The following is a 21,363-nucleotide window of genomic DNA, read 5'->3' as shown; positions in this document are numbered from 1 at the left end:
TCCTGTTCGGGTTACACGGGCGCGGGGCCGGCGAGGCCGGTCCCGGGTTGCGACCGCAGCGCGGCCTGGTGGTGCCTGCGCACCAGCGGACCGACGACGGCCAGAGTGACGAAGAGCAGCGCGATCTCGATGAGATAGACGCCGACATAGCCGGTCGCGGGGCTCATCATGGCATCGCCCAGCGCGCCGGATTCGGCGAGCGAGGAGACGGCATCCCGCAGCCCGCCGCCGAAGGCCATGGCGCAGCCCGCGGCGGTGGCCTGCACGGCGCCCCAGACGCCGAGCGCCAGGCCCACCTGGTCCGCCGGCGCGGAGGCCATGCAGGCGGTGAGCGTGGCATGGCCGAAGAGCCCCGCGCCGAAGCCGATCAGCAGGATGCCGAGGGCGAAGAGGATGATCGTGTCGAAGGGCGCGGCGAAGACGATCAGCGTGAAGCCCGCGATGCCGAACAGCGCGCCATGGGCCGCGACCATATGGGCATCGGTCCCCTGGCTGAGCCGCCGCGCCGCGCGCAGGAAGCCGCAGACCGCCGCGGCGGCGAGGCCCGCGGAGAGCGCCGTGGTGCCGCCGACGCTGAGGCCGAGGATCTGCCCGCCATAGGGTTCCAGCAGCACGTCCTGCATGGCGAAGCCCGCAGTGCCCAGCCCCGCGCCGAGCAGCCGCCGGTTCCAGGGCCCGGTCCGGCGCAGCATGCGGAAGCTTTCGAGAAAGCCCGGCTCCTCCGCATCCGTCTGCGCGGTGCGGCTGGGGTCGCGCGCTTCCTGCTGCCAGGCCGCGATGAAGTTCAGCACCAGCGTCAGCGCGGCTGCGCCCTGCACCACCTGGATGAGGCGGAGCTGCGAGAAATCCGCCAGCAGCGCGCCGAAGATCAGCCCCGCCAGCACCATGCCGAAGAGCTGCATGGCGGAGAGCATGGCGACGACATTGGGCTGCTGGTCGCGCGGCGACAGGTCCGTCGCCAGGGCGAGCCCGACCGTCTGCACCATGTGCATCCCCGCCCCCGTCATCAGGAAGGCGATGGCGGCGGCGAGCTGCCCGGCCCAGGGATCGGCCCAGGTATCGCCAGACAGCACCAGCAGCGCGAAGGGCATCATGGCGAGCCCGCCGAACTGGATGGTGGTGCCGAGCCAGAGATAGGGCACGCGCTTCCAGCCGAGCACCGATTTGTAGTTGTCGGACCGGAAGCCGATGAGGGCGCGGAGCGGCGCGAAGACCAGCGGCAGCGCCACCATGCTGGCCACCAGCCAGGCCGGCACCTTCAGCTCCACGATCATCACGCGGTTCAGCGTGCCGACCAGCAGGATGGCGGCCATGCCGCAGGAGATCTGGAACAGCGACAGGCGCAGCAGCCGCGACATCGGCAGGCGATCCGAGGTCGCGCTGGCGAAGGGGAGCAGGTGCGGGCCGACGCCCTGCCAGAGGCGGATGATGCGGCCGGGCTGGTTGCTCATCGCCGGCGAAGCTCCAGGGCCTGGGAGATGTAGAAGCCGCCGGCGACGCGCCTCTCCCGCCCGATGGTCCAGTCGCGCAGCGCGGGATCGGCCTCGATCAGCGCGCGCAGGTGGCCGGGCGCGACGGGGACGATGGAGGGCGCGCGATCGCCGCGCGGGAACAGCTTTCCGACGTTGTGCATGGCGGCCAGCAGCGGCGTGCGGGGCGCGAAGGTGAAGACGATGGAGCCCGCGGTGCGCTTCGCCAGCAGGCCCAGCACGCGCGTGACGTCGGCGGGCTGGTAATGGATCAGGATGTCCATGGCGACGATGTGGTCGAAGGCGCCGAAGCCCTCATCCAGCATGTCGCCGACATGGAAGCTGACCTGGCCGGTGCCATGCCGGCCCGCCGTGCGGTCACGGCCGAGCTGCACCAGCGTCGGTGAGATATCGACGGCGACGACATCGGCGCCGCGCCGCGCGGCTTCCACCGCCAGCGCGCCGGTGCCGCAGCCCGCATCCAGGACGCGGCGCGCGGTGAGGTCGGCGGGCAGCCAGGAGAGGAGCGTGTTGCGCATCTCCTCCCGCCCCTTCCGCACCGTCGCGCGGATGCGCCCGACCGGGGCGTCGGAGGTCAGCCTCTCCCATGCCTTGACCGCGGTCCGGTCGAAGTAGGTCTCAAGCTCGCCCCGGCGCGTCTGGTAGGTCGCGGTCGGCATGTCAGTCATACCCCAGCAGGTCGAAGATCTCCCGGTCCTTCAGCGGCGTCGCGTCCAGCGGCGTGACGCCCGCCAGCAGGCCGGCGGCGAGGCGGAGATATTCGGCGCGCACGGCCTCGACCTCCGGCGAGCTGTCCATGTCGAACAGCGTCGCCTTCTTGAGGCGGGAGCGGCGGATGACGTCGAGGTCCGGGAGATGCGCGAGCATCTTCATGCCCGTCGCCTCGTTGTATTTCTGGATCTGGTCGGTGTCCTTCGACCGGTTGACGATCACGCCCCCCAGCCTGACGCCGTAATTCGCCGCTTTCGCCTTGATGGCGGCGACGATGCGGTTCATCGCGAAGATGCTGTCGAAATCGTTGGCCGCGACGATCACGCCGCGATCGGCATGCAGCAGGGGGGCCGCGAAGCCGCCGCAGACCACGTCGCCCAGCACGTCGAAGATCACGATATCCGTGTCTTCCAGCAGGTGATGCTCCTTCAGCAGCTTCACCGTCTGGCCGACGACATAGCCGCCGCAGCCCGTACCGGCCGGCGGGCCGCCGGCTTCCACGCACATCACGCCGTGGCGGCCTTCCACCACGAAATCCTCCGGCCGCAGCTCCTCCGAATGGAAGCCGACGCCGTCCAGCACATCGATCACCGTCGGGATCATGCGGCCGGTCAGGGTGAAGGTGCTGTCGTGCTTGGGATCGCAGCCGATCTGCAGCACGCGCTTGCCGAGCTTGGCGAAGGCGACGGAGAGGTTGGAGCTCGTCGTGCTCTTGCCGATGCCGCCCTTGCCATAGACGGCGAAGACCTTGGCGCCCTCGATCTTCAGCGGGTCGTCCATATGGACCTGCACGCTGCCATCGCCATCGCCGCGGCGGGAGATGCTGGTGCCCGGCGGTGGTCTCATGATCACGGTCATGCGGCCATCTCCACGGTGATTCCTTCGATCCGGTCCTCGAGTTCCTCGCCGGCGCGCTTCAGCGCCTCCAGGACCTCGGCATCCGGTTCCCAATAGCGGCGCTCCTGCGCCTCGATCAGGCGGTTGGCGATCTTGGCGGATGCGGTGGGGTTCAGCTTCGCCAGCCGCTCCCGCATCGCGGGGTCGAGCATGTAGGTCTCTGCCATCTGCTGGTAGATCCAGGGCGCGACCTGGCCGGTGGTGGCGGACCAGCCCATGGTGTTGGTGACCTGCGCCTCGATCTGGCGCACGCCCTCATAGCCATGCGCCAGCAGGGCCTCGAACCATTTCGGGTTCAGGGCGCGCGTCCGCGTCTCCAGCGCCACCTGTTCGGCGACGGTGCGGATGGTGCCCTCGCCGCGCGTCTGGTCGCCGACATAGACGGCGGCTTCCTGGCCGTGGCGGGCGCGGCGCACGGCGCGGGACATGCCGCCGAGCGTGTCGAAATACTGGTCGATGGTGGTCAGACCGACCTCGATGCTGTCGAGGTTCTGGTAGGTGACATCGACGCTGCCGAGCATGTGGCCCAGCACCTTGTCCTGCCGCGCGGCCTTGCCGTCGATGCCATAGGCGAAGCCCTTGCGCTTCACATAGGCCTCGGCCAGCTCGTCCTCATCCGTCCAGAGCCCGGCATCGAGGATCTGGTTGACGTTGGCGCCATAGGCGCCTTCCGCATTGCCGAAGACCCGCAGCGCCGCCTGTTCCATCGTGCCACCATGCGTCGCGATGAAGGCGAGGGCGTGCTTGCGGATGAAGTTGCGCTCCGCGGGTTCGTCGGCCTCGGCGGCCAGCAGCGCGGCTTCGGCCAGCAGGCGGGTCTGCAGAGGCAGCAGGTCGCGGAAGATGCCGGACAGCGTGACCATCACGTCGATCCGCGGGCGGCCCAGCGCCTCCAGCGGGATCAGCTTCGCCCCCGTCAGGCGGCCATAGCTGTCATGCCGCGGCTCCGCGCCCATCAGCCACAGCGCCTGGGCGATGGGGCCGCCTTCGGTCTTGAGGTTGTCGGTGCCCCAGAGGACGATCGCCACCGTCTCCGGCAGGCCCTTGCCATCGGCCTGGTGGCGCGCCAGCAGGCGATCCGCCTGGCGGGCGCCATCCTTCACCGCGAAGGCGGAGGGGATCTTGAAGGGGTCGAAGCCGTGCAGGTTGCGGCCCGTGGGCAGCACGGCGGTGTTGCGCAGCAGGTCGCCGCCGGGCGCGGGGCGGATATAGCCGCCATCCAGCGCATGCAGGATCGCCGGGATCTCATGCTCCGCCGCCAGCAGCGCATCGAGGCGCGAGCGTTCCTCCCCCAGCGGCACGCCGGCGGCATCCAGCATGGCGGCGCGCTGTTCGCGGTTCGGCACCTCGCCGACCACATGCAGGCCGTGCGGGATCAGCGTGTATTCCAACTCCAGCAGCGCGTTGCCGAGCAGGCGGATCGCCTCCGGCGCCGCATCGGCGGTCCAGGCGGGCTCCGCCGGGGCGAGATCCACCGCGGAGGCCTGCGCCTGGACCAGCTGCGCGAGGGAGGCGCGGATGGTGGCGTCGCAATCCGGCTCCAGCGCCCGCCAGCGATCGAGCGAGGCCTTGAGGTCCAGCAGGCCGCGATAGAGGCCGGCATTCGTCACCGGCGGCGTCAGGTAGCTGATCAGCGCCGCGCCCGCGCGGCGCTTGGCGAGCATGCCCTCCGACGGGTTGTTGGAGGCGTAGAGGTAGAGGTTGGGCAGGTCCCCGATCAGGCGATCCGGCCAGCAATCGGCGGACAGCCCCGCCTGCTTGCCCGGCATGAATTCCAGCGCGCCATGGGTGCCGAAATGCAGCACGGCATGGGCGCCGAAATCCTCCCGGATCCAGCGGTAGAAGGCGCTGAAGGCGTGGGTGGGGGCGAAGCCGCGTTCGAAGAGCAGGCGCATCGGGTCGCCTTCCCAGCCGAAGCCGGGCTGCACGCCAATGAAGACATTGCCGAAGCGGGCACCCAGCACATGGATCGTCGCGCCATCCGACTGCGCGCGGCCGGGGGCCGGGCCCCATTGGCGTTCGATGTCGCGCAGGTAGGGTTCGCGCCGCACATGGTCATCGGCCGGGATGCGGGCGGCGACATTGGCGACGGCGCCGAACTGCGCCGCGTTGCCGAGGATGATGGCGTCGCGCAGCGCATCCACATCCGCTGGCACGTGCACCGTGTAGCCGGCGGCCTTCATGGCCTTCAGCGTGTTGAACAGCGACTGGAAGACCGAGAGATAGGCGGCCGTGCCGGTATTGCCGGCATTGGGCGGGAAGTTGAAGACCACCGCGGCCACCTTGCGGTCCCGCCGCGCGGCGCGGCGCAGCGCCACCAGCTTCGCCACGCGGTCCGCCAGCGTGGCGGCGCGTTCGCGATGCGGGATCATGTCGCGGCGCACATCCTCGGCCCCCGCGGTGGAGCGGCCGCCATAGGTCATCGGCCAGATCGCGCCATCCAGCTCCGGGATCGCGACCATCATGGTCGCCTCCACCGGCGTCAGGCCGCGCGCATCCTCGTTCCACTGCTCGATGGTCTGGAATTCGAGGGGGTGGGCGGCGAGGTAGGGGACATCGAGGCGGGAGAGCATCTCCTCCGCCGCATGGGCATCGTTGTAGGCGGGGCCGCCGACCAGCGAGAAGCCGGTGAGGGACAGCACGGCGTCCACCGCCGGCGCGCCATCCCGCATGAAGAAGCGTTCCATCGCCGGGCGATTGTCGAGGCCGGAGGCGAAGGCGGGAATGACGCGCAGCCCCTTGGTCTCCAGCGCCGCGATCACGCCATCGTAATGCGCGGCATTGCCGGCCAGCACATAGGACCGCATCACCAGCAGCCCGACGGTGCCGAGGCGACCCTCGGCCGGCAGCTGGTCCACGCGTTCCGTTACCTGGCCGCGCAGCCGCGGGTGGTAGAGGCCGACTTCGGGATATTCGACGGGGGGCGAGACCTTCAGCGTGCCGGCCAGCCCCGCGCGCGGGCCCGCGGCGTAGCGGTTCACCAGCATGCGGACCAGGTTCGCCAGGTTCGCCTGGCTGCCGGCCAGCCAGTACTGCAGCGCGAGGAAGTAGATGCGCACATCCTGCGCGGTGCCGGGGATGAAGCGGAGGAGCTTCGGCAGCTCCCGCAGCATCTTCATCTGGCCCTTGCCGGAGGCCGGCGCGCCTTCCTTCCTGGCGCCGCGCAGCCGCTTCAGCATGCCCATGATGCCGGTGGCCTCGGCGCCCATGTCGAAGCGGCCGATGCGGGTCAGCTTCATCACCTCGCCCGCCGACATGCAGCAGACCATGGCGTCGCAGGCATCGCGCCGCGCCTTCAGCGCGGGCAGGACCTGGCGGATGTGGTCTTCCAGGAACAGCATGGTGGCGATGACGATGTCGCCGCGGGCGATGTCGGCCAGGCAGTGTTCCAGCGCCGCGGCATCGGCGCCCCATTCATCGGCGGCATGGACGGAGAGTTCGAGGCCCGGGATCTCCCGCCGCAGCGTGGCGCGCGCCTGCATCATGGCGCCGGCCAGGTGACTATCCATGGTGACGACCACGACGCGCATCGCGGTGCCTACTCTGTTCACGCCCTCAGGCATGGTGCCCCCTGCGTGTGTGGTCGAATGTCACCTCGAGTAATGCGCCTTGGCATCGTAGAGCGTCTCGAGCGTGATGGTCCCGATCCCGCGTTCCTGCGCGAACCGTTCGGTGTTGCGACGCGCCTTGCCGCGGACGAAGAAGGGGATCTTCTTCAGCTCCTTCTCGGCATCGGCACCCCAGGCGACCACCAGCGTGCCGGTGACGGCAGCAGAGGGGTCGCCCGCGGCAGCGTGGGGAGTCACTGCCGCGGGCGCGGGCAGGGGCTGCGCGGCGGGCGCTGCCTCCTTACCCAGCTCGGACGGCGCGCCATGCCCGGGGCGGGGCATGGCATGCCCGCCGAGGTGCGAAGGAGACACGCCGTCGTTGAACTCGAAATCCTCCCGGAACATGCCGAGGAGATGCTCCTCCAGCCCCATCATCAGGGGGTGGACCCAGGTGTCGAACAGCACGTTCGCACCCTCGATCCCCATCTGCGGCGAATGCCGGGCGGGGAAGTCCTGCACATGGACCGGGGCGGAAATGACCGCGCAGGGAATGCCGAGGCGCTTGGCCACATGGCGTTCCATCTGCGTGCCCAGCACCAGTTCGGGCTGCAGCGCCGCGATCTGCTGCTCCACCTCCAGGTAGTCGTCGGTGATCAGCGGCTCCACGCCATGGGCGGTGGCGGCGGCGCGGATCTCCCGGCCGAATTCGCGGGAGTAGCTGCCGAGGCCCACGACCTGGAAGCCGAGTTCCTGGCTGGCGACGCGCGCGGCGGCGATGGCGTGGGTCGCATCGCCGAAGATGAAGACGCGCTTGTTCGTCAGGTAGGTGCTGTCCACGGAGCGCGAATACCAGGGCAGGCGCAGCGTGCCGTTCGCGGTGGCGGCCGCCACGCCGGCGATCTGCGCGACCTCCGCCACGAAATCCTTCGTGGCGCCGACGCCGATCGGGACGATGGTGGTGAAGGGCTGGCCGAAGCTGCGCTTGAGCCAGGAGGCCGCCTGCCCCGCCACCTCCGGGTAGAGCACGACGTTGAAATCGGCATCGCCGAGTCGCGCGAGGTCCGCCGGCGTCGCGCCCATGGGCGCGATGACGTTCACCTCGATGCCCAGCGTCTCCAGCAGCCGCTCCACTTCCGGCACGTCGTCGCGGTGGCGGAAGCCGAGCGCGGTGGGGCCGAGGATGTTGCAGCGGGGCACGGCGCCGCGGAGGCGCCTGGTGCCGGGCGGGGGCACATGCGGCGCCGCGCAGGCGCGGACGAGCTGGTAGAAGGTCTCGGAGGCGCCCCAATTCTCCTTCCGCTGATAGGCGGGGAGTTCGAGCGGCACGACGGGGATGGGCAGGCCGAGCGTCTTCGCAAGCCCGCCGGGATCATCCTGGATGAGTTCCGCCGTGCAGCTGGCGCCGACCAGCAGCGCCTGCGGGCGGAACCGTTCATAGGCATCGAGCACGGCTTCGCGGAACAGGTTGGCGGTATCGCCGCCGAGGTCCTGCGCCTGGAAGGTGGTGTAGGTGACGGGCGGGCGCTTCGACCGGCGCTCGATCATCGTGAAGAGCAGGTCGGCATAGGTATCGCCCTGCGGCGCGTGCAGGACGTAGTGCACGCCCTCCATCGCGGTGGCGATGCGCATGGCCCCGATATGGGGCGGGCCTTCATAGGTCCAGACGGCGAGCTGCATGGCGCTACACCATCAGCTTGGCGCGGCGCACGAGCGGCCGCGCGAAGAGTTCGGCGAGGTCGGCGGCCTGGTCGAAGCCCTGGATGGGGGTGAAGACCAGCTCGATCGACCATTTGGTCGTCATGCCCTCGGCCTCCAGCGGGTTCGCGAGGCCGAGGCCGCAGACGGCGATGTCCGGCTTCTCCGCCCGGCAGCGGTCGAGCTGGCGCTCCACATGCTGGCCTTCGGACAGCATCGTGCCTTCCGGCAGCATGGCCAGTTCCTCGGCCAGATGCTGCTTGTGGAGGTAGGGGGTGCCGACCTCCGTCAGCTTCATGCCGAGTTCGCGGGAGAGGAAGCGCGCCAGCGGGATTTCCAGCTGGCTGTCGGGGAAGAAGAAGATGCTCTTGCCCTGGAGTCGTTCCTTGATGCGGCCGAGTGCCGCACGGGCGCGCGTCGCGGCGGGGGCGATGGCCTCCGCGATGCGGGCGGCGGGCGTGCCCCAGACTTCCGCGGCGGCGGTCAGCCAGGCCGTGGTGCCCTCCACGCCCAGCGGGAAGGGCGCCGCGATGCGGGTGGCGCCGCGGGCTTCGAGGGCACGAGCCGTATCGTTGAGGAAGGGCTGCGCCAGGATGTAGCGCGTGCCGGGGCCGATCGGCGGCAGTTCGGCGGCGCGGCGGCTGGGCAGGAAGCGGACAGGGCCGACGCCGAGCGCGGCGAACAGCCGGAGAAACTGGTCCTCCACCACCTCGGCCAGGGCGCCGACCACCAGCAGGGACCGCGCCGTGCCGGGCTCCGCGGGCATCTCCGGCACCAGGGCGGCGAGGCACGCATCCTCCCCTTGCGTGAAGGTCGTCTCGATGCCGCTGCCGCTGTAGTTCAGCACGCGGACGCCGGGGCTGAAGCGGCGGGACAGGCGCTGCGCGGCGCGGGAGAGGTCGAGCTTGATGACCTCGCTCGGGCAGGAGCCGACCAGGAAGAGCAGCTTGATGTCGGGGCGACGCTCGATGAGCCGCGTGACCACGCGGTCCAGCTCGTCATTGCAATCGGCGAGGCCCGCCAGGTCACGCTCATCGATGATGGCGGTGGCGAAGCGGGGCTCGGCGAAGATCATGACGCCGGCGGCGGATTGGAGGAGGTGGGCGCAGGTGCGGCTGCCCACCACCAGGAAGAAGGCATCCTGGATCTTGCGGTGCAGCCAGACGATGCCGGTGAGGCCGCAGAACACTTCCCGCTGCCCCCGCTCCCGCAGGACGGGGGCATCCCCGCAGCCGGGCACGGAAGACACGGGGAAGGCTGCGGCGGCGCTCATGCGGCCGACATCCCGGCCGGGCCACCACGGGCCTGGGCTTCATCCCGGCGGGCGGCGCGCAGCTTCAGGACGAACTGGGCCGCGTTGACGACGTAGGCCGCATAGGCGGCCAGGGCGAGGAACATCTGCCCCTGGCCATCGCCGATGCCGAACAGGACCGTGCCGAGATAGGCCGTGTGCAGGCCCAGCACGAGCATGGAGAAGACGTCTTCCCAGTAGAAGGCGGGGGCGAAGAGCCAGCGGCCGAAGACCACCTTCTCCCAGATCGAGCCGGTGACCATGATGACGTAGAGGACGAGAGTCTTCACGACGACCGAGGCGGTGGCGACGGCCAGGCCTTCCCCGGTGCCGAGGTAGCGGAGCACCAGGCCGAGGCTGACCAGGAAGACCGCGAATTGCAGCGGCGCCAGGATGCCCTGGACCAGCGTCCAGGGAGAGGCGTCACGGCGCCGCCGTTCCTCCGCCGTGTAGAGCGGTTGACGCTGGCCGGCCTGGGCCCGCGCATGGCGGGCAGAGCGACCGCTGGTTGCACCCCAGGGGGAGGCATCGAGCGCGTCCAGAAGGCCAGCCAAACCGTTCGTTGTAAGCATTGCTTGACAACCCTCCGTCAAAGGCGGTCCGTTGGCCCGTTGAGGCCGCCGCTGCCCCTGCACGACGGCCGACGAGGGGAGGAATCACCGAGAAAGGCTGCGCTGACTGGCCCCGAAGGCCTGGAACCGCGCATTTCTTTCTCTCCCACTCGTCCTTGTTCAGGGAGGCTAGAAGCCCCGACCTCACAGTGTCAAGCGCGATTGACGTAAATCACGATTGACAGGACGGGGCGTGGCGGTTGAAGTGTCATCACGGGAGCAGGGCGATGTCGCCGAAGCCCACCAATACGGGAAGCGCCATGAGCGAGGTCGGCACACAGGCCAGGGAGGGTGGGGCATCCGGCTCCACGGGCCTGTCGCGCGACCAGGCCGGCGATGGCGATCGACAATCCCCGCCATCCAATCCGCGGGCACCCCCGCGGCAGGCCAAGCCCCCGGGCGGCGAGAGGCGGCGCGTGGCGCTGCTGGCCCGGACGCTCGAGACGGAGGTCATTCCCCGTCTCGTGCTGGCGCGGCGGGAGGCGAATGCCCCCGCCTATATCGAGACGCCGGGCGGCGCCTTCCCGCAGCCCGAGGATATTTCGGTGGTCGCCGGCCTGGCGATGACGGGCGACCTGTCCGGGGCGCTGGAGTATATCGGCGGGCTTCGCGCCCGCGGCATGCCGCTGGAGATGGTCTATCTGCAGCTGCTGGCGCCGGTGGCGCGGCGCCTCGGCGAATTGTGGGAACAGGATCGCTGCGACTTCACGGCCGTGACGGTGGGGCTGTGCTGCCTGCAGCAGGTGGTGCTGGAGAACAGCCCGGCCTTCCAGCCCCGCATCGGCCGCGCCGATGTCGATCGCCGCATCCTGCTGGCGCCGGTGCCGGGTGAACAGCACAGCTTCGGGCTGCTGATGGTGGGCGAGTTCTTCCGCCGCCAGGGCTGGGACGTGACGTCCGGCAGCGGCACCACCACCAAGGAACTGGCCGCCATGGTGCGGCGGCAATGGTTCGCCGCGGTCGGCTTTTCGCTGGCCTGCGAGGAACGGCTGGAGGTGCTGGCGACGACGATCCGGGAGGTGCGCAGGGCCTCGCGGAATCCGCAGATCGGTGTGCTCGTCGGCGGACGGGTGTTCATCGACCGGCCGGAGCTGGCGGCGCTGGTTGGCGCCGATGCCACGGCTCCGGACGGGCAGCAGGCAGCATTGAAGGCGGAGACGCTGCTGGCGCTGCTGATGCGGGAAGCTTGACCGGCCGGAAGGTCGGCCGGTTTTTACACATTGGATCAGTATGTTGACGACCGTGAGGGGTGGGTTGAGAAGGGGGGCCCCTGGGATGAAGGACGGGATGCCTCGTGAAATCGTTCAATGCCCCAAGGACGTCGCTCGGTCAGCTCGATGCGGATGCAACCGCGGGCTTGATCGCGGCTGCCGCGGACATCGCGCTCGTGCTTGACGAGACGGGGGCCATCCGTGACCTGGCCTTCAGCAGCGAGGAACTCGCCCGCGAGTTCGACACGCATGATGGCTGGCTCGGGCGTCCCTGGGCCGAGACGGTGGCGAAGGACAGCCGGCCCAAGGTGGAGGCGATGCTGGAACAGCCGCCGGCCCGCGAGGCCCCGCGCTGGCGGCATGTGAACCAGCTTTCGGCGCGCGGCACCTCCATCCCCCTTCTGTGTTCCGTGGCGCCCGTCGGCGGGCAGGGGCGCCGCGTGGTGTTCGGGCGGGACCTCCGCCCCGTCTCCCAGTTGCAGCAGCGGCTGGTCGAGGTCCAGCAATCCATGGAGCGGGACTATTCCCGCCTGCGCCAGGCGGAAACCCGCTACCGCCTGCTGTTCCAGATGTCCGTGGACCCCGTCCTGATCCTGGATGCCGAGTCGCAGCGGATCATGGAGGCCAATCCCTCCGCCCAGCGCCTGTTCGGCCGCACCGCGCGGCGCATGCCGGGGCGCGTGCTGTCCGATGTCTTCGCGCCCGAGGATCGCGCCGCCGTCCAGGCGCTGCTGGCCACCGTCCGCAGCGCAGGGCGCGCGGATGATGTGCGCGCGCGGCTGGCGGAAGGCGCGCAGGATGTCCTCGTCTCCGCCTCCACCTTCCGGCAGGAAGGCGGGCTGCTGTTCCTGGTGCGCTTCTCCCTGGTCGGCGATGCCGGCCAGGCGCTGGTGCTGCCGGAGGCCAAGACCAAGCTGCTGAAGGTGGTGGAGGTGGTGCCGGACGCCTTCGTCGTCACCGACAATACCGCCCGAATCCTGACGGCCAACGCCGCCTTCCTCGACATGGCGCAGGTGACGACGGAGGAGCAGGCGCGGGGCGAGCCGCTGGACCGCTGGCTGGGCCGGCAGGGGGTGGAGGTGGAGGTGCTGCTCTCCACGCTGCGCAGCCGGGGTTCCGTGCGGCTCTATGCCTCCACGCTGCGCGGCGAGCTGGGCGGGCAGTCGGAGGTCGAGATCTCCGCCGTTTCCGTGATGAATGGCGGCCAGCCCTGCTTCGGCTTCGCCATCCGCGACATCGGCCCGCGGCTGCGCCCGCCGGTGCGCGCGCAGGAAGGCGCCACGCGGTCGGTGGAACAGCTGACGGAGCTGATCGGCCGCGTGCCGCTGAAGGATTTGGTGCGGGAAGCCACCGACGCGATCGAGCGGCTGTGCATCGAGGCCGCGCTGGAACTGACGGGCGACAACCGCGCCTCGGCGGCGGAGATGCTCGGGCTGTCGCGGCAATCGCTCTATGTGAAGCTGCGGCGCTACGGGCTTGGCGACCTCGGCGCCGATGAGGCGCAGGACTGACCATGCCGAGCGGGACCGAGATCGCCGGGCGCGTGGGGGGGCAGCGGTTGCAGCCCTCGGCGGTGCTGGAGCTGCTGAAGCCCGTCACCTGGTTCCCGCCCATGTGGGCCTTCGCCTGCGGCGCGGTGGCCTCGGGCGCCGCTTTCCTCGATGTCTGGCCGATGATCGCACTCGGCATCCTGCTGGCGGGGCCGATGGTCTGCGGCATGAGCCAGGCGGTGAATGACTGGTTCGACCGGCATGTGGACGCCATCAACGAACCGCAGCGGCCGATCCCGTCGGGCCGGATGCCGGGGCGAAGCGGGCTCTACGTCGCGATCGGCTGGACCTTCGCCTCCCTGCTGGTGGGCGCGGCGCTGGGGCCCTGGGGCCTGGCCGCGACGGTGCTGGCGGTGGTGATGGCCTGGATCTATTCCGCGCCGCCGCTGCGGCTGAAGCAGAATGGCTGGTGGGGCAACCTGGCCTGCGGGATGAGCTACGAGACCCTGCCCTGGATCACCGCGACGGCGGTGCTGTCCGGCGGCGCGCCGGATGTGAAGGTCGTCATCGTCGCCGTGCTCTACGGGCTCGGCGCGCATGGCATCATGACGCTGAACGACTTCAAGTCGATCGAGGGCGATACGCGCTTCGGGCTGCGGTCCCTGCCGGTGATCCTGGGGGCGGAACGCGCGGCGAAGGTCGCCTGCCTGTTCATGGCGGCGCCGCAGGCGGTGGTGGTGGCGCTGCTGCTGGCCTGGGGCGCACCGCTGCAGGCGGCGATGGTGGCGGGCGTGCTGGTGGCGCAGGGGCTGCTGATGCGGAAGCTGCTGCGGGACCCGCGCGGCCTGGCGCCCTGGTACAACGGCACGGGCATCACGCTCTATGTGTCGGGCATGATGGTGAGCGCGGTGGCGCTGTCTGGCGGCCTGCCGTGAACGCGCTGCCGCCGCTCGGCTGGCTCGGCATCCTGCGCCTCGGCCTGGTGCAGACGGCGCTGGGCGCGATCGTGGTGCTGACCACGGCGGCGCTGAACCGCGTGATGGTGGTGGAACACGCCCTGCCGGCGACGCTGCCGGGCGTGCTGGTGGCGCTGCACTACGCCGTGCAGATGCTCAGGCCGCGGCTCGGCCACGGGTCGGACCAGGGCGGGCGGCGCACGCCCTGGATCATCGGTGGCATGGCGGTGCTGGGGCTGGGTGGCGTGCTGGCGGCGGTGGCGACGGCCTGGATGGGCACGGCGCTGGTGCCGGGCATCGCGCTGGCCGTGCTGGCCTTCCTGCTGGTGGGGGTCGGCGTGGGCGCGGCGGGGACCTCGCTGTTGGTGCTGCTGGCGGCGCGGGTCGCGCCGGCGCGGCGGCCGGCGGCGGCCTCCCTGGTCTGGATCATGATGATCGCGGGCTTCGTGGTGACGACGGCGATCTCCGGCCGGCTGCTCGACCCCTATTCGGGGCCGCGGCTGGTGGCCGTCGCGGCGGGCGTCTCCGTGCTCGCCTTCATGCTGGCGGTGCTCGCGGTGGCGGGGATCGAGGGGCCTGGCGCGGCGCGGCGGCAGGCCGAGGCGGCGTCGAAGGCGCCCTTCATGGTGGCGCTGAAGCAGGTCTGGGCGGAGCCCGAGGCCCGGCAGTTCACCATCTTCGTCTTCGTCTCCATGCTGGCCTACAGCGCGCAGGACCTGATCCTGGAGCCCTTCGCCGGCACCGTCTTCGGCATGACGCTGGGGGAGACGACGCGGCTTTCCTCCCTGCAGCATGGCGGCGTGCTGGCGGGGATGATCGTCATCGCCATCGTCGGCAGCCTGTCCGGCGGGCGCGTGGCGGTGCTGCGGCGCTGGATCATCGGCGGCTGCCTGGTGGCGGCGGCGCTGCTGGCGACGCTGGCGGGCGCGGGGATGGCGGGCCTCGGCTTCCCGATCCGGGAAGCCTTCTTCGCGCTGGGCGTCGCCAATGGCGCCTTCGCCGCGGCGGCCATCGCCGCGATGATGCAGCTGGTCTCCCGCGGGCGGGACGGGCGCGAAGGCGTGCGGATGGGCATGTTCGGCGCGGCGCAGGCGATCGCCTTCGGCGCGGGCGGGCTCGCGGGCACGGTGGTGCTGGACCTCGGGCGGCTGGTCACGGGCAGCGCGGGGGGCGGCTACGTCACCGTCTTCGTGGCGGATGGGCTGCTGTTCCTGGCCTCCGCCGCGCTGGCGATGCGCATCGGGCGGGCGGCAACGGAAAAGTCACACGATTACGCTCCGATGAACGGCCGCGATGCGCGGCTGGCCAGTGGCGACTGAACGGAAGGATGGCCTCCATGGACAGCGCCGGGATCTTCGACGTGGTGGTGGTGGGGGGCGGCCCCGCGGGCGCCACCGCCGCGCATGACCTGGCGCGGCAGGGCCGCACCGTGGCGCTGCTGGACAAGGCGGGGCGCATCAAGCCCTGCGGCGGCGCCATCCCGCCGCGCGCGATCCGGGACTTCGACATCCCGAACCACCTGATCGTCGCCCGCATCAACGCCGCGCGCATGATCTCCCCCACCGACAAGGAGGTCGACATGCCGGTGGAGAACGGCTTCGTCGGCATGGTGGACCGCGACGTCTTCGACGAATTCCTGCGCGCCCGCGCGGCGGAGGCGGGCGCCGAGCGCCTGACCGGGAGTTTCGAGGCGGTGGAGCGCGACGCCGATGGCGTCACCGTCGTGACGTGGATGCCGAAGGGCGCGCCGGACGGCACCACGCCCCAGCGGCTGCGCACGCGCTGCGTCATCGGTGCCGATGGCGCGCGCAGCCAGGTGGGCAAGCAGACCGTGCCGGGGGCGGAGAAGATCCCCTGCGTCTTCGCCTACCACGAGATCGTGGAGGCGCCGAAGGGCGAGGTCGCGAAGTATGACGGGCAGCGCTGCGACGTCGTCTACAACGGCCGCTTCTCGCCGGATTTCTACAGCTGGATCTTCCCGCATGGCGACAAGGTCTCGATCGGGACGGGGTCGGCGCATAAGGGCTTCTCGCTGCGCGGTTCGGTCGGCGAGCTGCGCGCCGCGACGGGCTTCGACAAGGTGAAGACCATCCGGCGGGAGGGCGCGCCCATTCCGCTGAAGCCGCTGAAGAAGTGGGACAACGGCCGCGACGTGGTGCTGGCCGGCGATGCCGCGGGCGTGGTCGCGCCGGCCTCCGGCGAGGGCATCTACTACGCCATGCTCTGCGGGCGGCTCGCCGCGGAATCCGCCGCCGAATTCGTCGCCACGGGCGATCCGCGGGCGCTGGCCACGGCGCGCAAGCGCTTCATGAAGGCGCATGGGCGCGTCTTCTGGATCCTCGGGATCATGCAGTACTTCTGGTACTCCTCCGACAAGCGGCGGGAGAAATTCGTCAAGATCTGCCAGGACAAGGACGTCCAGCGCCTGACCTGGGAATCCTACATGAACAAGGAACTCGTGCGCCGCGACCCGCTGGCGCATGTGCGGATCTTCTTCAAGGACCTCGCGCATCTGTTCGGCTTCGCCCGGGCATGACGCACCTCCCCTTCCTCCCCGCGCGCGGAGACGCCTGAGCATGCTGCTGTCCTCACTCGACCAGACCCAGGAAGGCCATCGGCACCGGGGCGCGCTGCACGGGCATTCGCCGCATCACCGCCAGTCCACGCGTACCCTGCCGCTGAAGGTGGGCACGCGCGGCTCGCCGCTCGCGCTGTGGCAGACGCGGCACTTCCTCGACCTCATCACCAAGGTCTGCCCGCTGCTGCGGGAGGTGAAGGCCTTCGAGGAATGCGTCATCGCCACCAGCGGCGACAAGATCCAGGACAAGCGCCTGGCCGATATCGGCGGCAAGGGGCTCTTCGCGAAGGAGATCCATGAGGCGCTGCTGGATGGCCGCGTGGACTTCGCCGTGCACAGCATGAAGGACCTGGAGACGGAGCTGCCCCCCGGCATCGTGCTGGCCTGCGCGCTGAAGCGGGAGGACAGCCGCGACGCCATCGTCATCGGCCCGGATTGCGCCGGCGTGACGCGGGACGATCCCTATGCCTGCCTGCCGAAGGGCGCGCTGGTCGGCACCGCTTCCGTCCGCCGGCAGAGCCAGCTGCTGCATGCGCGGCCCGACCTGCAGGTGGAGATCATCCGCGGCAGCGTGCAGTCGCGCCTGTCCAAGGTGCGGGCGGAGGGCGGGCCGCAGGCCTCGCTGCTCGCCATCGCGGGGCTCAAGCGGCTGGAGATGGAGCACGAGGCCGCGGTGGTGCTGGATGCGGAGACGATGGTGCCGGCGGCCTGCCAGGGCATCGTCGGCGTCACCGTCCGCGCCGATGACGTGGAGCTGCGCGAACTTCTCTCCGCCATCGAGGATGGGGAGGCCGCCCATGTCAGCGCGGCGGAGCGTGCGCTGCTGGGCTCGCTCGACGGGTCCTGCCGCACGCCGATCGGCGGCCATGCGCAGGTGATGCCTGATGGGCGCCTGATGCTGACGGGCCTGGTGGCGCGGCCGGACGGGTCCTTCCTGCTGAAGCGGAAGCTCTGGGGCGCCAAGGCCGATGCCGCGGCGCTGGGGCGGGAACTGGGCGAGAGCCTGCGCCGGGACAGCCCGGCCGACATCTTCGGCTGAGGCTCGTCCTCAGCGGCGCAGCCGCAGCCGGAGGTCGAACAGATGGGCGGCGAAGGCGGCGCTGAGCGCCGCCGCCACCCAGGGCCAGCCCGCACCGACCAGGGCGGCCCGCAGGGCCAGCACCAGCGCCACGCCCGGCAGGGCCAGGCCGAGGATGGCGGCCGGCGCCAGGCCGCGGCCGGTGCGGCGGTGCCAGGCCAGCAGCAGCGCCGCTTCCAGCAGCAGCACCAGCAGCACCAGGTCGGCGACGCGCCCGGAGGCGAAGAAGTCATCCATGCGCGCATTCCTGCCCTTCAGCACGCAATCGTAGCGCGGCGGGTGGCAACCTGTAGGCAGTTTCATGCGCTGGGAGGGTTGCGCCCTCCGGTGCTGGCGCCACCTTGCGCCGGGCGGGAAAGACGCCATAAGCGTTGAGGCTCGTTCCACCTGCGCCGCGCCCGACCACGCCAGCGGCGGGGCCGTTTCGACGAGACACGTTCAAGGAGGATCGCTCGGATGCGACATGTGACCCTGGCCATGGTGACGGCCCTTGCCATCGCCCCCTTCGCCGCCCAGGCGCAGGATGCCGCCGCCGGCGGCCGCGTGTTCAACCAGTGCCGTGCCTGCCACACCATCGATGCCGGGGGCCGCAACGGCGTGGGCCCGAACCTGCATGGCATCGTCGGCCGCGCGGCGGGGTCCATCGAGGGCTTCCGCTACTCCGCCAACATGCAGGAATGGCGCACGGGCCAGACCTGGACCGAGGAAAACCTGCGCCGCTACATCACCAACCCGAAGGACGTCCTGCCGCGCGGCAGCATGTCCTATCCGGGCCTGCGGAACGAGCAGCAGCTGAACGACCTGATCGCCTACCTGAAGACCCAGGGCTGACCGGGCGGGCGGCCGGGCCGGCCGGCCGCCCCTTCCCCGCTACGCGATCGCGGCCGGCAGGCCTTCCCAGGCTTCCTCGACGGAAAGCGGCCGCGGCATCATGCCCTGTTCCGTGCAGTAGCGGATGGCCAGCGCCAGGGCCGGCCGCAGGCTTTCCCGCCGGTGCACGCGCGCGCCGGAAGCGGCGAAGAGCCGCATCAATTCGACCAGCAGTTCCGGCCGGGCCTCCGCCACATCGCGCCGCACCACGACCAGGTGATTGACGGGGATGAAGCCGTGCTTCCGGCGGAATTCCTCGCCGGCTGCCTGCGGGTCGGGGAAGACGGTGCGCAGGCCCTCCGGGAGGTCGTTCCCGAAGATGCCGGCCGCGGCCTCTCCCGATCGTGTCATCGCCAGCAGCTCCTGGCCGGGCGTGCCGCGCGTGACCCAGGGCGGGTCCGTGAATTCGGGGACATGCGCATCCTCGAAGGTCGTCCAGCGCTGCTGGTCGGCGCGGATGCCGTGGAACTCCGCCAGGCTGCCGCGCAGCCACATGCCCGTGGTCTGGCTGTAGGCGCGCACGGCGATGTGGGCGCCGGCCAGATCCGCGGGGCCGCGCACGGGGCCATCCACCGCCGTCAGCAGCGCCGATTCCTGCGCGCGTTCGGCCAGCACCACGGGCAGCAGCACCATGGGCTTCCCATAGGCCTTGGCCATCAGGAAGGTGGCGATCGCCATCTCGCTGACCTCGAAGGCGGATTGCCGCACCATGGCGGGAAAGGCCTTGCTCGGCGGCGTGTGGCGGATGTTGTCCAGCGCCAGCAGGTCCGACCCCAGGCGGCCTTCCAGCAGCGCGGCGGTTTCGGGATAGGCGCCGATGGCGGCGCGGAGCGTGGTGAGGGGCAAGGCGGTCCTCATCGCCGTCCGGCTGTACCGGGCGGCGTCCAGAGCAGGGAAGGGAATGGCATCTCAGGCCGCCGGACCGGTCGAACGACCGGTCCGAGCGCCCGAACGGGCGCCGCGGCAAGGGCCGCGCAGCCGGCGCCCGGCATCCGAGGGCACGAAAAGCGATGCCAGCGGGTCGCCGGAGGCGGCCGTTGGCATCAGTCGCGGTAGGAGGGGTCGAGCCGGTCCAGCTTCCGCAGCAGCGCCGGCCATTCCATCACGCCATAGGGGCGGCGCGTGCCGGGCTGGTAGTTGTTCCAGGTGGCGTCCACCACGGCCTGCGGCACCTCCACCAGCTTCTGCCCCGTCGCCTGCGCGGCGAGCTGCGCGCGGCAGGAGAGTTCGAGGCGGTGCATGGCGTTGAACGCCTCCCCCACCGTGCGGCCGATCGTCAGCAGCCCGTGGTTGCGCAGGATCAGCGCGTTGTTGTCGCCGAGGTCGCGGACCAGCCGTTCCTGCATCTCCAGGTCCAGCACCACGCCTTCATAATCGTGATAGCCGATCTTCGCGAAGCGCATGGAGGTCTGGTTCATCGGCAGCAGCCCGCATTCCAGCGAGGAGACCGCCATGCCCGGCCAGGTATGGGTGTGGATGACGCAGGCGATCTCGTGCTTCGCCTCATGGATCGCGCCATGGATGACGAAGCCGGCGCGGTTGACGCCGTAGGAGAGGCCGCCCGGGAAGTCCGGCTTCGCCAGGACGTTGCCGTGCACGTCGATCTTCACCAGCGAGGACGCCGTGATCTCCTCGTACAGCATCCCGTAGGCGTTGATCAGGAACGCCCCTTCCTCGCCGGGCACACGGACGGAGATGTGGTTCGCGGCCATGTCGGACATGCCGTAGAGGTCCACGAGGCGGTAGCAGGCGGCGAGGTCCACGCGGGCCTGCCATTCCTCCGGCGAGACGCGGTCGCGCATGGAGGGGATCTGGAAGCGTTCGGCGGCGCTGTCGGGCATGGGACGGTTCCCTCGTGACTTACTCAGGGGTTGCGCCGGAGGCGCGGACGATCGCGGACCAGCGGCGGATCTCATGGGCGATGAAGGCGCCGAAGGCCTCCGGGCCATTGCCCACGGGGTCGGCGCCCTGTTCGATCATGGTGCGTTCGATGGCGGGCACGCGCAATGCCGCGTGGCAATCCTCCGCCACCTTGCGGATGATCTCGGGCGGGGTTCGCGCCGGCGCCACCATGCCGAACCAGGAGGAGGCGTCGAATTCGGGATAGCCGAGTTCCACCATGGTCGGCACATCCGGGTTGGAGCGCGACCGCTGGGTGGAGGAGACGGCGAGCGGCCGCAGGCGCCCGCCCCGGATCTGCTCCATGACGGAGGGGATGGTGGCGAACATGAAGTCGAGCCGACCCGACAGCAGGTCATTCAGCGCGACGGCGCCGCGATAGGGCACATGCTCCGTCCTTATGCCGGCCATCTGGTCCAGCATCACGCCGGAGAGGTGGGAGGAGGTGCCCACACCCGTCGAGCCGTAGGAGAGCTGGCCGGGCCGGCGCTTCGCCTCCGCCACCAGCCCCGCGACATCCCGCGCGGGATGGTTGGGCGCGACGACGAGGATGTTCGGCACGCCGGCCAGCAGCGTGACCGGCGCCAGGTCCCGCAGCGTGTCATAGGGCATGTTGCGGACGAGGGACTGGTTGACCGCCAGCGGCCCGACGGAGCCCACCATCAGCGTGTAGCCATCGGGGGCGGAGCGGACGACATGCTCCGTGCCGATGTTGCCGCCCGCGCCCGGGCGGTTGTCGATGACGACGGATTGCCCCCATAGCTCCGCCAGATGGGCGCCGATCAGGCGGGCGATGATGTCGGTGGTGCCGCCCGGGGTGAAGGCGACGACGATGCGCACCGGCCGGTTCGGCCAGGGCGCGCCCTGCGCGCGGGCCAGGCCGGGGGCGGCGAGCAGGGGCAGGGCGAGGCAGGCGCGCCGCGCGATCGTCATGGTCGTTCCATTCTCCCGTCGGGCGGTCGTGATGCCGCCTCGTGCAAAGCGGGGCATCCTGTCCCCGGGCGCGCCATGCGACAAATGGAAAGAATGCGCGGGCCG

18 protein-coding genes are annotated in these 21,363 nt (G+C 70.6%); 7 read left to right on the top strand and 11 right to left on the bottom strand.

Annotated features, from left to right (window positions below; translation table 11 throughout):
• Window positions 1-11: 11 nt before the first annotated feature.
• The 7 genes from JJI54_RS05505 to bchF are packed head-to-tail and all read right to left on the bottom strand — an operon-like array spanning window position 12 to window position 10,186.
• Window positions 12-1,451 (bottom strand): BCD family MFS transporter, encoded by a 1,440-nt coding sequence (locus JJI54_RS05505; protein ID WP_203071680.1) that lies wholly within the window; start codon window positions 1,449-1,451, stop codon window positions 12-14.
• Entirely contained in the window at window positions 1,448-2,149 is a 702-nt protein-coding gene (gene bchM / locus JJI54_RS05500) for a magnesium protoporphyrin IX methyltransferase (RefSeq protein ID WP_203071679.1), read from the bottom strand. The genes JJI54_RS05505 and bchM overlap by 4 nt, the downstream gene beginning before the upstream one ends.
• 1 nt (window position 2,150) lies before the next feature.
• Complete coding sequence (bchL, locus tag JJI54_RS05495; protein ID WP_404817595.1) at window positions 2,151-3,059, bottom strand: ferredoxin:protochlorophyllide reductase (ATP-dependent) iron-sulfur ATP-binding protein; 909 nt, start codon at window positions 3,057-3,059, stop codon at window positions 2,151-2,153.
• A complete protein-coding gene (locus tag JJI54_RS05490) occupies window positions 3,056-6,661 on the bottom strand; it encodes a magnesium chelatase subunit H (RefSeq protein WP_203071678.1) in 3,606 nt (1,201 codons plus the stop codon). Before JJI54_RS05490 ends, bchL begins: the two co-directional genes overlap by 4 nt.
• A 27-nt stretch (window positions 6,662-6,688) precedes the next feature.
• A complete protein-coding gene (bchB, locus tag JJI54_RS05485; protein WP_203071677.1) occupies window positions 6,689-8,323 on the bottom strand; it encodes a ferredoxin:protochlorophyllide reductase (ATP-dependent) subunit B in 1,635 nt (544 codons plus the stop codon).
• Window positions 8,324-8,327: 4 nt separating this feature from the next.
• Complete coding sequence (locus JJI54_RS05480; protein WP_203071675.1) at window positions 8,328-9,614, bottom strand: ferredoxin:protochlorophyllide reductase (ATP-dependent) subunit N; 1,287 nt, start codon at window positions 9,612-9,614, stop codon at window positions 8,328-8,330.
• Window positions 9,611-10,186 carry a 2-vinyl bacteriochlorophyllide hydratase gene (gene bchF, locus JJI54_RS05475; protein WP_226381379.1) on the bottom strand — a complete coding sequence of 192 codons (576 nt, stop codon included), beginning with the start codon at window positions 10,184-10,186 and terminating at the stop codon, window positions 9,611-9,613. The genes JJI54_RS05480 and bchF overlap by 4 nt, the downstream gene beginning before the upstream one ends.
• Window positions 10,187-10,503: 317 nt before the next feature.
• On the opposite strand from bchF, the gene JJI54_RS05470 reads away from it, so the two are divergent.
• The 6 genes from JJI54_RS05470 to hemC all read left to right on the top strand — a co-directional run bounded on the left by JJI54_RS05470 (window position 10,504) and on the right by hemC (window position 17,517).
• Entirely contained in the window at window positions 10,504-11,433 is a 930-nt protein-coding gene (locus JJI54_RS05470) for a cobalamin B12-binding domain-containing protein (protein ID WP_203071673.1), read from the top strand.
• 167 nt (window positions 11,434-11,600) lie between these two features.
• The gene (ppsR, locus tag JJI54_RS05465; protein ID WP_226381378.1) at window positions 11,601-12,965 is read left to right on the top strand and encodes a transcriptional regulator PpsR; all 1,365 of its coding nucleotides are present in this window, start codon (window positions 11,601-11,603) and stop codon (window positions 12,963-12,965) included.
• 2 nt (window positions 12,966-12,967) lie between these two features.
• Complete coding sequence (chlG, locus tag JJI54_RS05460; protein ID WP_203071670.1) at window positions 12,968-13,879, top strand: chlorophyll synthase ChlG; 912 nt, start codon at window positions 12,968-12,970, stop codon at window positions 13,877-13,879.
• Window positions 13,876-15,219, top strand: a complete 1,344-nt coding sequence (locus tag JJI54_RS05455) for a BCD family MFS transporter (RefSeq protein ID WP_318987448.1) — start codon at window positions 13,876-13,878, stop codon at window positions 15,217-15,219. The genes chlG and JJI54_RS05455 overlap by 4 nt, the downstream gene beginning before the upstream one ends.
• Before the next feature lie 17 nt (window positions 15,220-15,236).
• Complete coding sequence (locus JJI54_RS05450) at window positions 15,237-16,436, top strand: geranylgeranyl diphosphate reductase (RefSeq protein ID WP_203071668.1); 1,200 nt, start codon at window positions 15,237-15,239, stop codon at window positions 16,434-16,436.
• A 40-nt stretch (window positions 16,437-16,476) separates the two neighbouring features.
• On the top strand, window positions 16,477-17,517 hold the full coding sequence (gene hemC, locus JJI54_RS05445; RefSeq protein ID WP_203071666.1) for a hydroxymethylbilane synthase: 1,041 nt from the start codon (window positions 16,477-16,479) through the stop codon (window positions 17,515-17,517).
• Window positions 17,518-17,526: 9 nt separating this feature from the next.
• On the opposite strand, the gene JJI54_RS05440 is transcribed toward hemC, so the two are convergent.
• Window positions 17,527-17,793: a hypothetical protein gene (locus tag JJI54_RS05440; protein ID WP_203071665.1), complete on the bottom strand. Its 267-nt coding sequence runs from the start codon at window positions 17,791-17,793 to the stop codon at window positions 17,527-17,529.
• Between the two features lie 219 nt (window positions 17,794-18,012).
• Here JJI54_RS05440 and JJI54_RS05435 point away from each other — a divergent pair, with 219 nt between their 5' ends.
• A complete protein-coding gene (locus tag JJI54_RS05435) occupies window positions 18,013-18,387 on the top strand; it encodes a c-type cytochrome (protein ID WP_203071663.1) in 375 nt (124 codons plus the stop codon).
• Window positions 18,388-18,426: 39 nt separating this feature from the next.
• On the opposite strand, the gene JJI54_RS05430 is transcribed toward JJI54_RS05435, so the two are convergent.
• From JJI54_RS05430 to JJI54_RS05420, 3 genes are all read right to left on the bottom strand, one after another.
• On the bottom strand, window positions 18,427-19,272 hold the full coding sequence (locus JJI54_RS05430; RefSeq protein WP_226381377.1) for a type 2 periplasmic-binding domain-containing protein: 846 nt from the start codon (window positions 19,270-19,272) through the stop codon (window positions 18,427-18,429).
• A 197-nt stretch (window positions 19,273-19,469) separates the two neighbouring features.
• A complete protein-coding gene (locus JJI54_RS05425) occupies window positions 19,470-20,267 on the bottom strand; it encodes a class II aldolase/adducin family protein (protein ID WP_203071660.1) in 798 nt (265 codons plus the stop codon).
• A gap of 19 nt (window positions 20,268-20,286) precedes the next feature.
• The gene (locus JJI54_RS05420; RefSeq protein ID WP_203071658.1) at window positions 20,287-21,258 is read right to left on the bottom strand and encodes a Bug family tripartite tricarboxylate transporter substrate binding protein; all 972 of its coding nucleotides are present in this window, start codon (window positions 21,256-21,258) and stop codon (window positions 20,287-20,289) included.
• Window positions 21,259-21,363: the final 105 nt, after the last annotated feature.

It is taken from the genome of Falsiroseomonas ponticola (assembly GCF_016805305.1).
GTDB classification, from domain to species: Bacteria; Pseudomonadota; Alphaproteobacteria; order Acetobacterales; family Acetobacteraceae; genus Falsiroseomonas; species Falsiroseomonas ponticola.
The sequence above is the reverse complement of the archived record's forward strand: the minus strand, read 5'-3'. Positions and strand labels throughout refer to the sequence as shown.

Excerpts from the sequence above, each read along its gene's own strand:
- hemC (WP_203071666.1), top strand. The coding sequence starts at position 16,477 with ATGCTGCTGTCCTCACTCGACCAGACCCAGGAAGGCCATCGGCACCGG.
- JJI54_RS05470 (WP_203071673.1), top strand. The coding sequence starts at position 10,504 with ATGAGCGAGGTCGGCACACAGGCCAGGGAGGGTGGGGCATCCGGCTCC.
- JJI54_RS05505 (WP_203071680.1), bottom strand. The coding sequence starts at position 1,451 with ATGAGCAACCAGCCCGGCCGCATCATCCGCCTCTGGCAGGGCGTCGGC.
- JJI54_RS05450 (WP_203071668.1), top strand. The coding sequence starts at position 15,237 with ATGGACAGCGCCGGGATCTTCGACGTGGTGGTGGTGGGGGGCGGCCCC.
- JJI54_RS05425 (WP_203071660.1), bottom strand. The coding sequence starts at position 20,267 with ATGCCCGACAGCGCCGCCGAACGCTTCCAGATCCCCTCCATGCGCGAC.
- bchL (WP_404817595.1), bottom strand. The coding sequence starts at position 3,059 with ATGACCGTGATCATGAGACCACCGCCGGGCACCAGCATCTCCCGCCGC.
- JJI54_RS05435 (WP_203071663.1), top strand. The coding sequence starts at position 18,013 with ATGCGACATGTGACCCTGGCCATGGTGACGGCCCTTGCCATCGCCCCC.
- JJI54_RS05490 (WP_203071678.1), bottom strand. The coding sequence starts at position 6,661 with ATGCCTGAGGGCGTGAACAGAGTAGGCACCGCGATGCGCGTCGTGGTC.
- chlG (WP_203071670.1), top strand. The coding sequence starts at position 12,968 with ATGCCGAGCGGGACCGAGATCGCCGGGCGCGTGGGGGGGCAGCGGTTG.
- JJI54_RS05480 (WP_203071675.1), bottom strand. The coding sequence starts at position 9,614 with ATGAGCGCCGCCGCAGCCTTCCCCGTGTCTTCCGTGCCCGGCTGCGGG.
- bchB (WP_203071677.1), bottom strand. The coding sequence starts at position 8,323 with ATGCAGCTCGCCGTCTGGACCTATGAAGGCCCGCCCCATATCGGGGCC.
- bchM (WP_203071679.1), bottom strand. The coding sequence starts at position 2,149 with ATGCCGACCGCGACCTACCAGACGCGCCGGGGCGAGCTTGAGACCTAC.
- JJI54_RS05420 (WP_203071658.1), bottom strand. The coding sequence starts at position 21,258 with ATGACGATCGCGCGGCGCGCCTGCCTCGCCCTGCCCCTGCTCGCCGCC.
- JJI54_RS05440 (WP_203071665.1), bottom strand. The coding sequence starts at position 17,793 with ATGGATGACTTCTTCGCCTCCGGGCGCGTCGCCGACCTGGTGCTGCTG.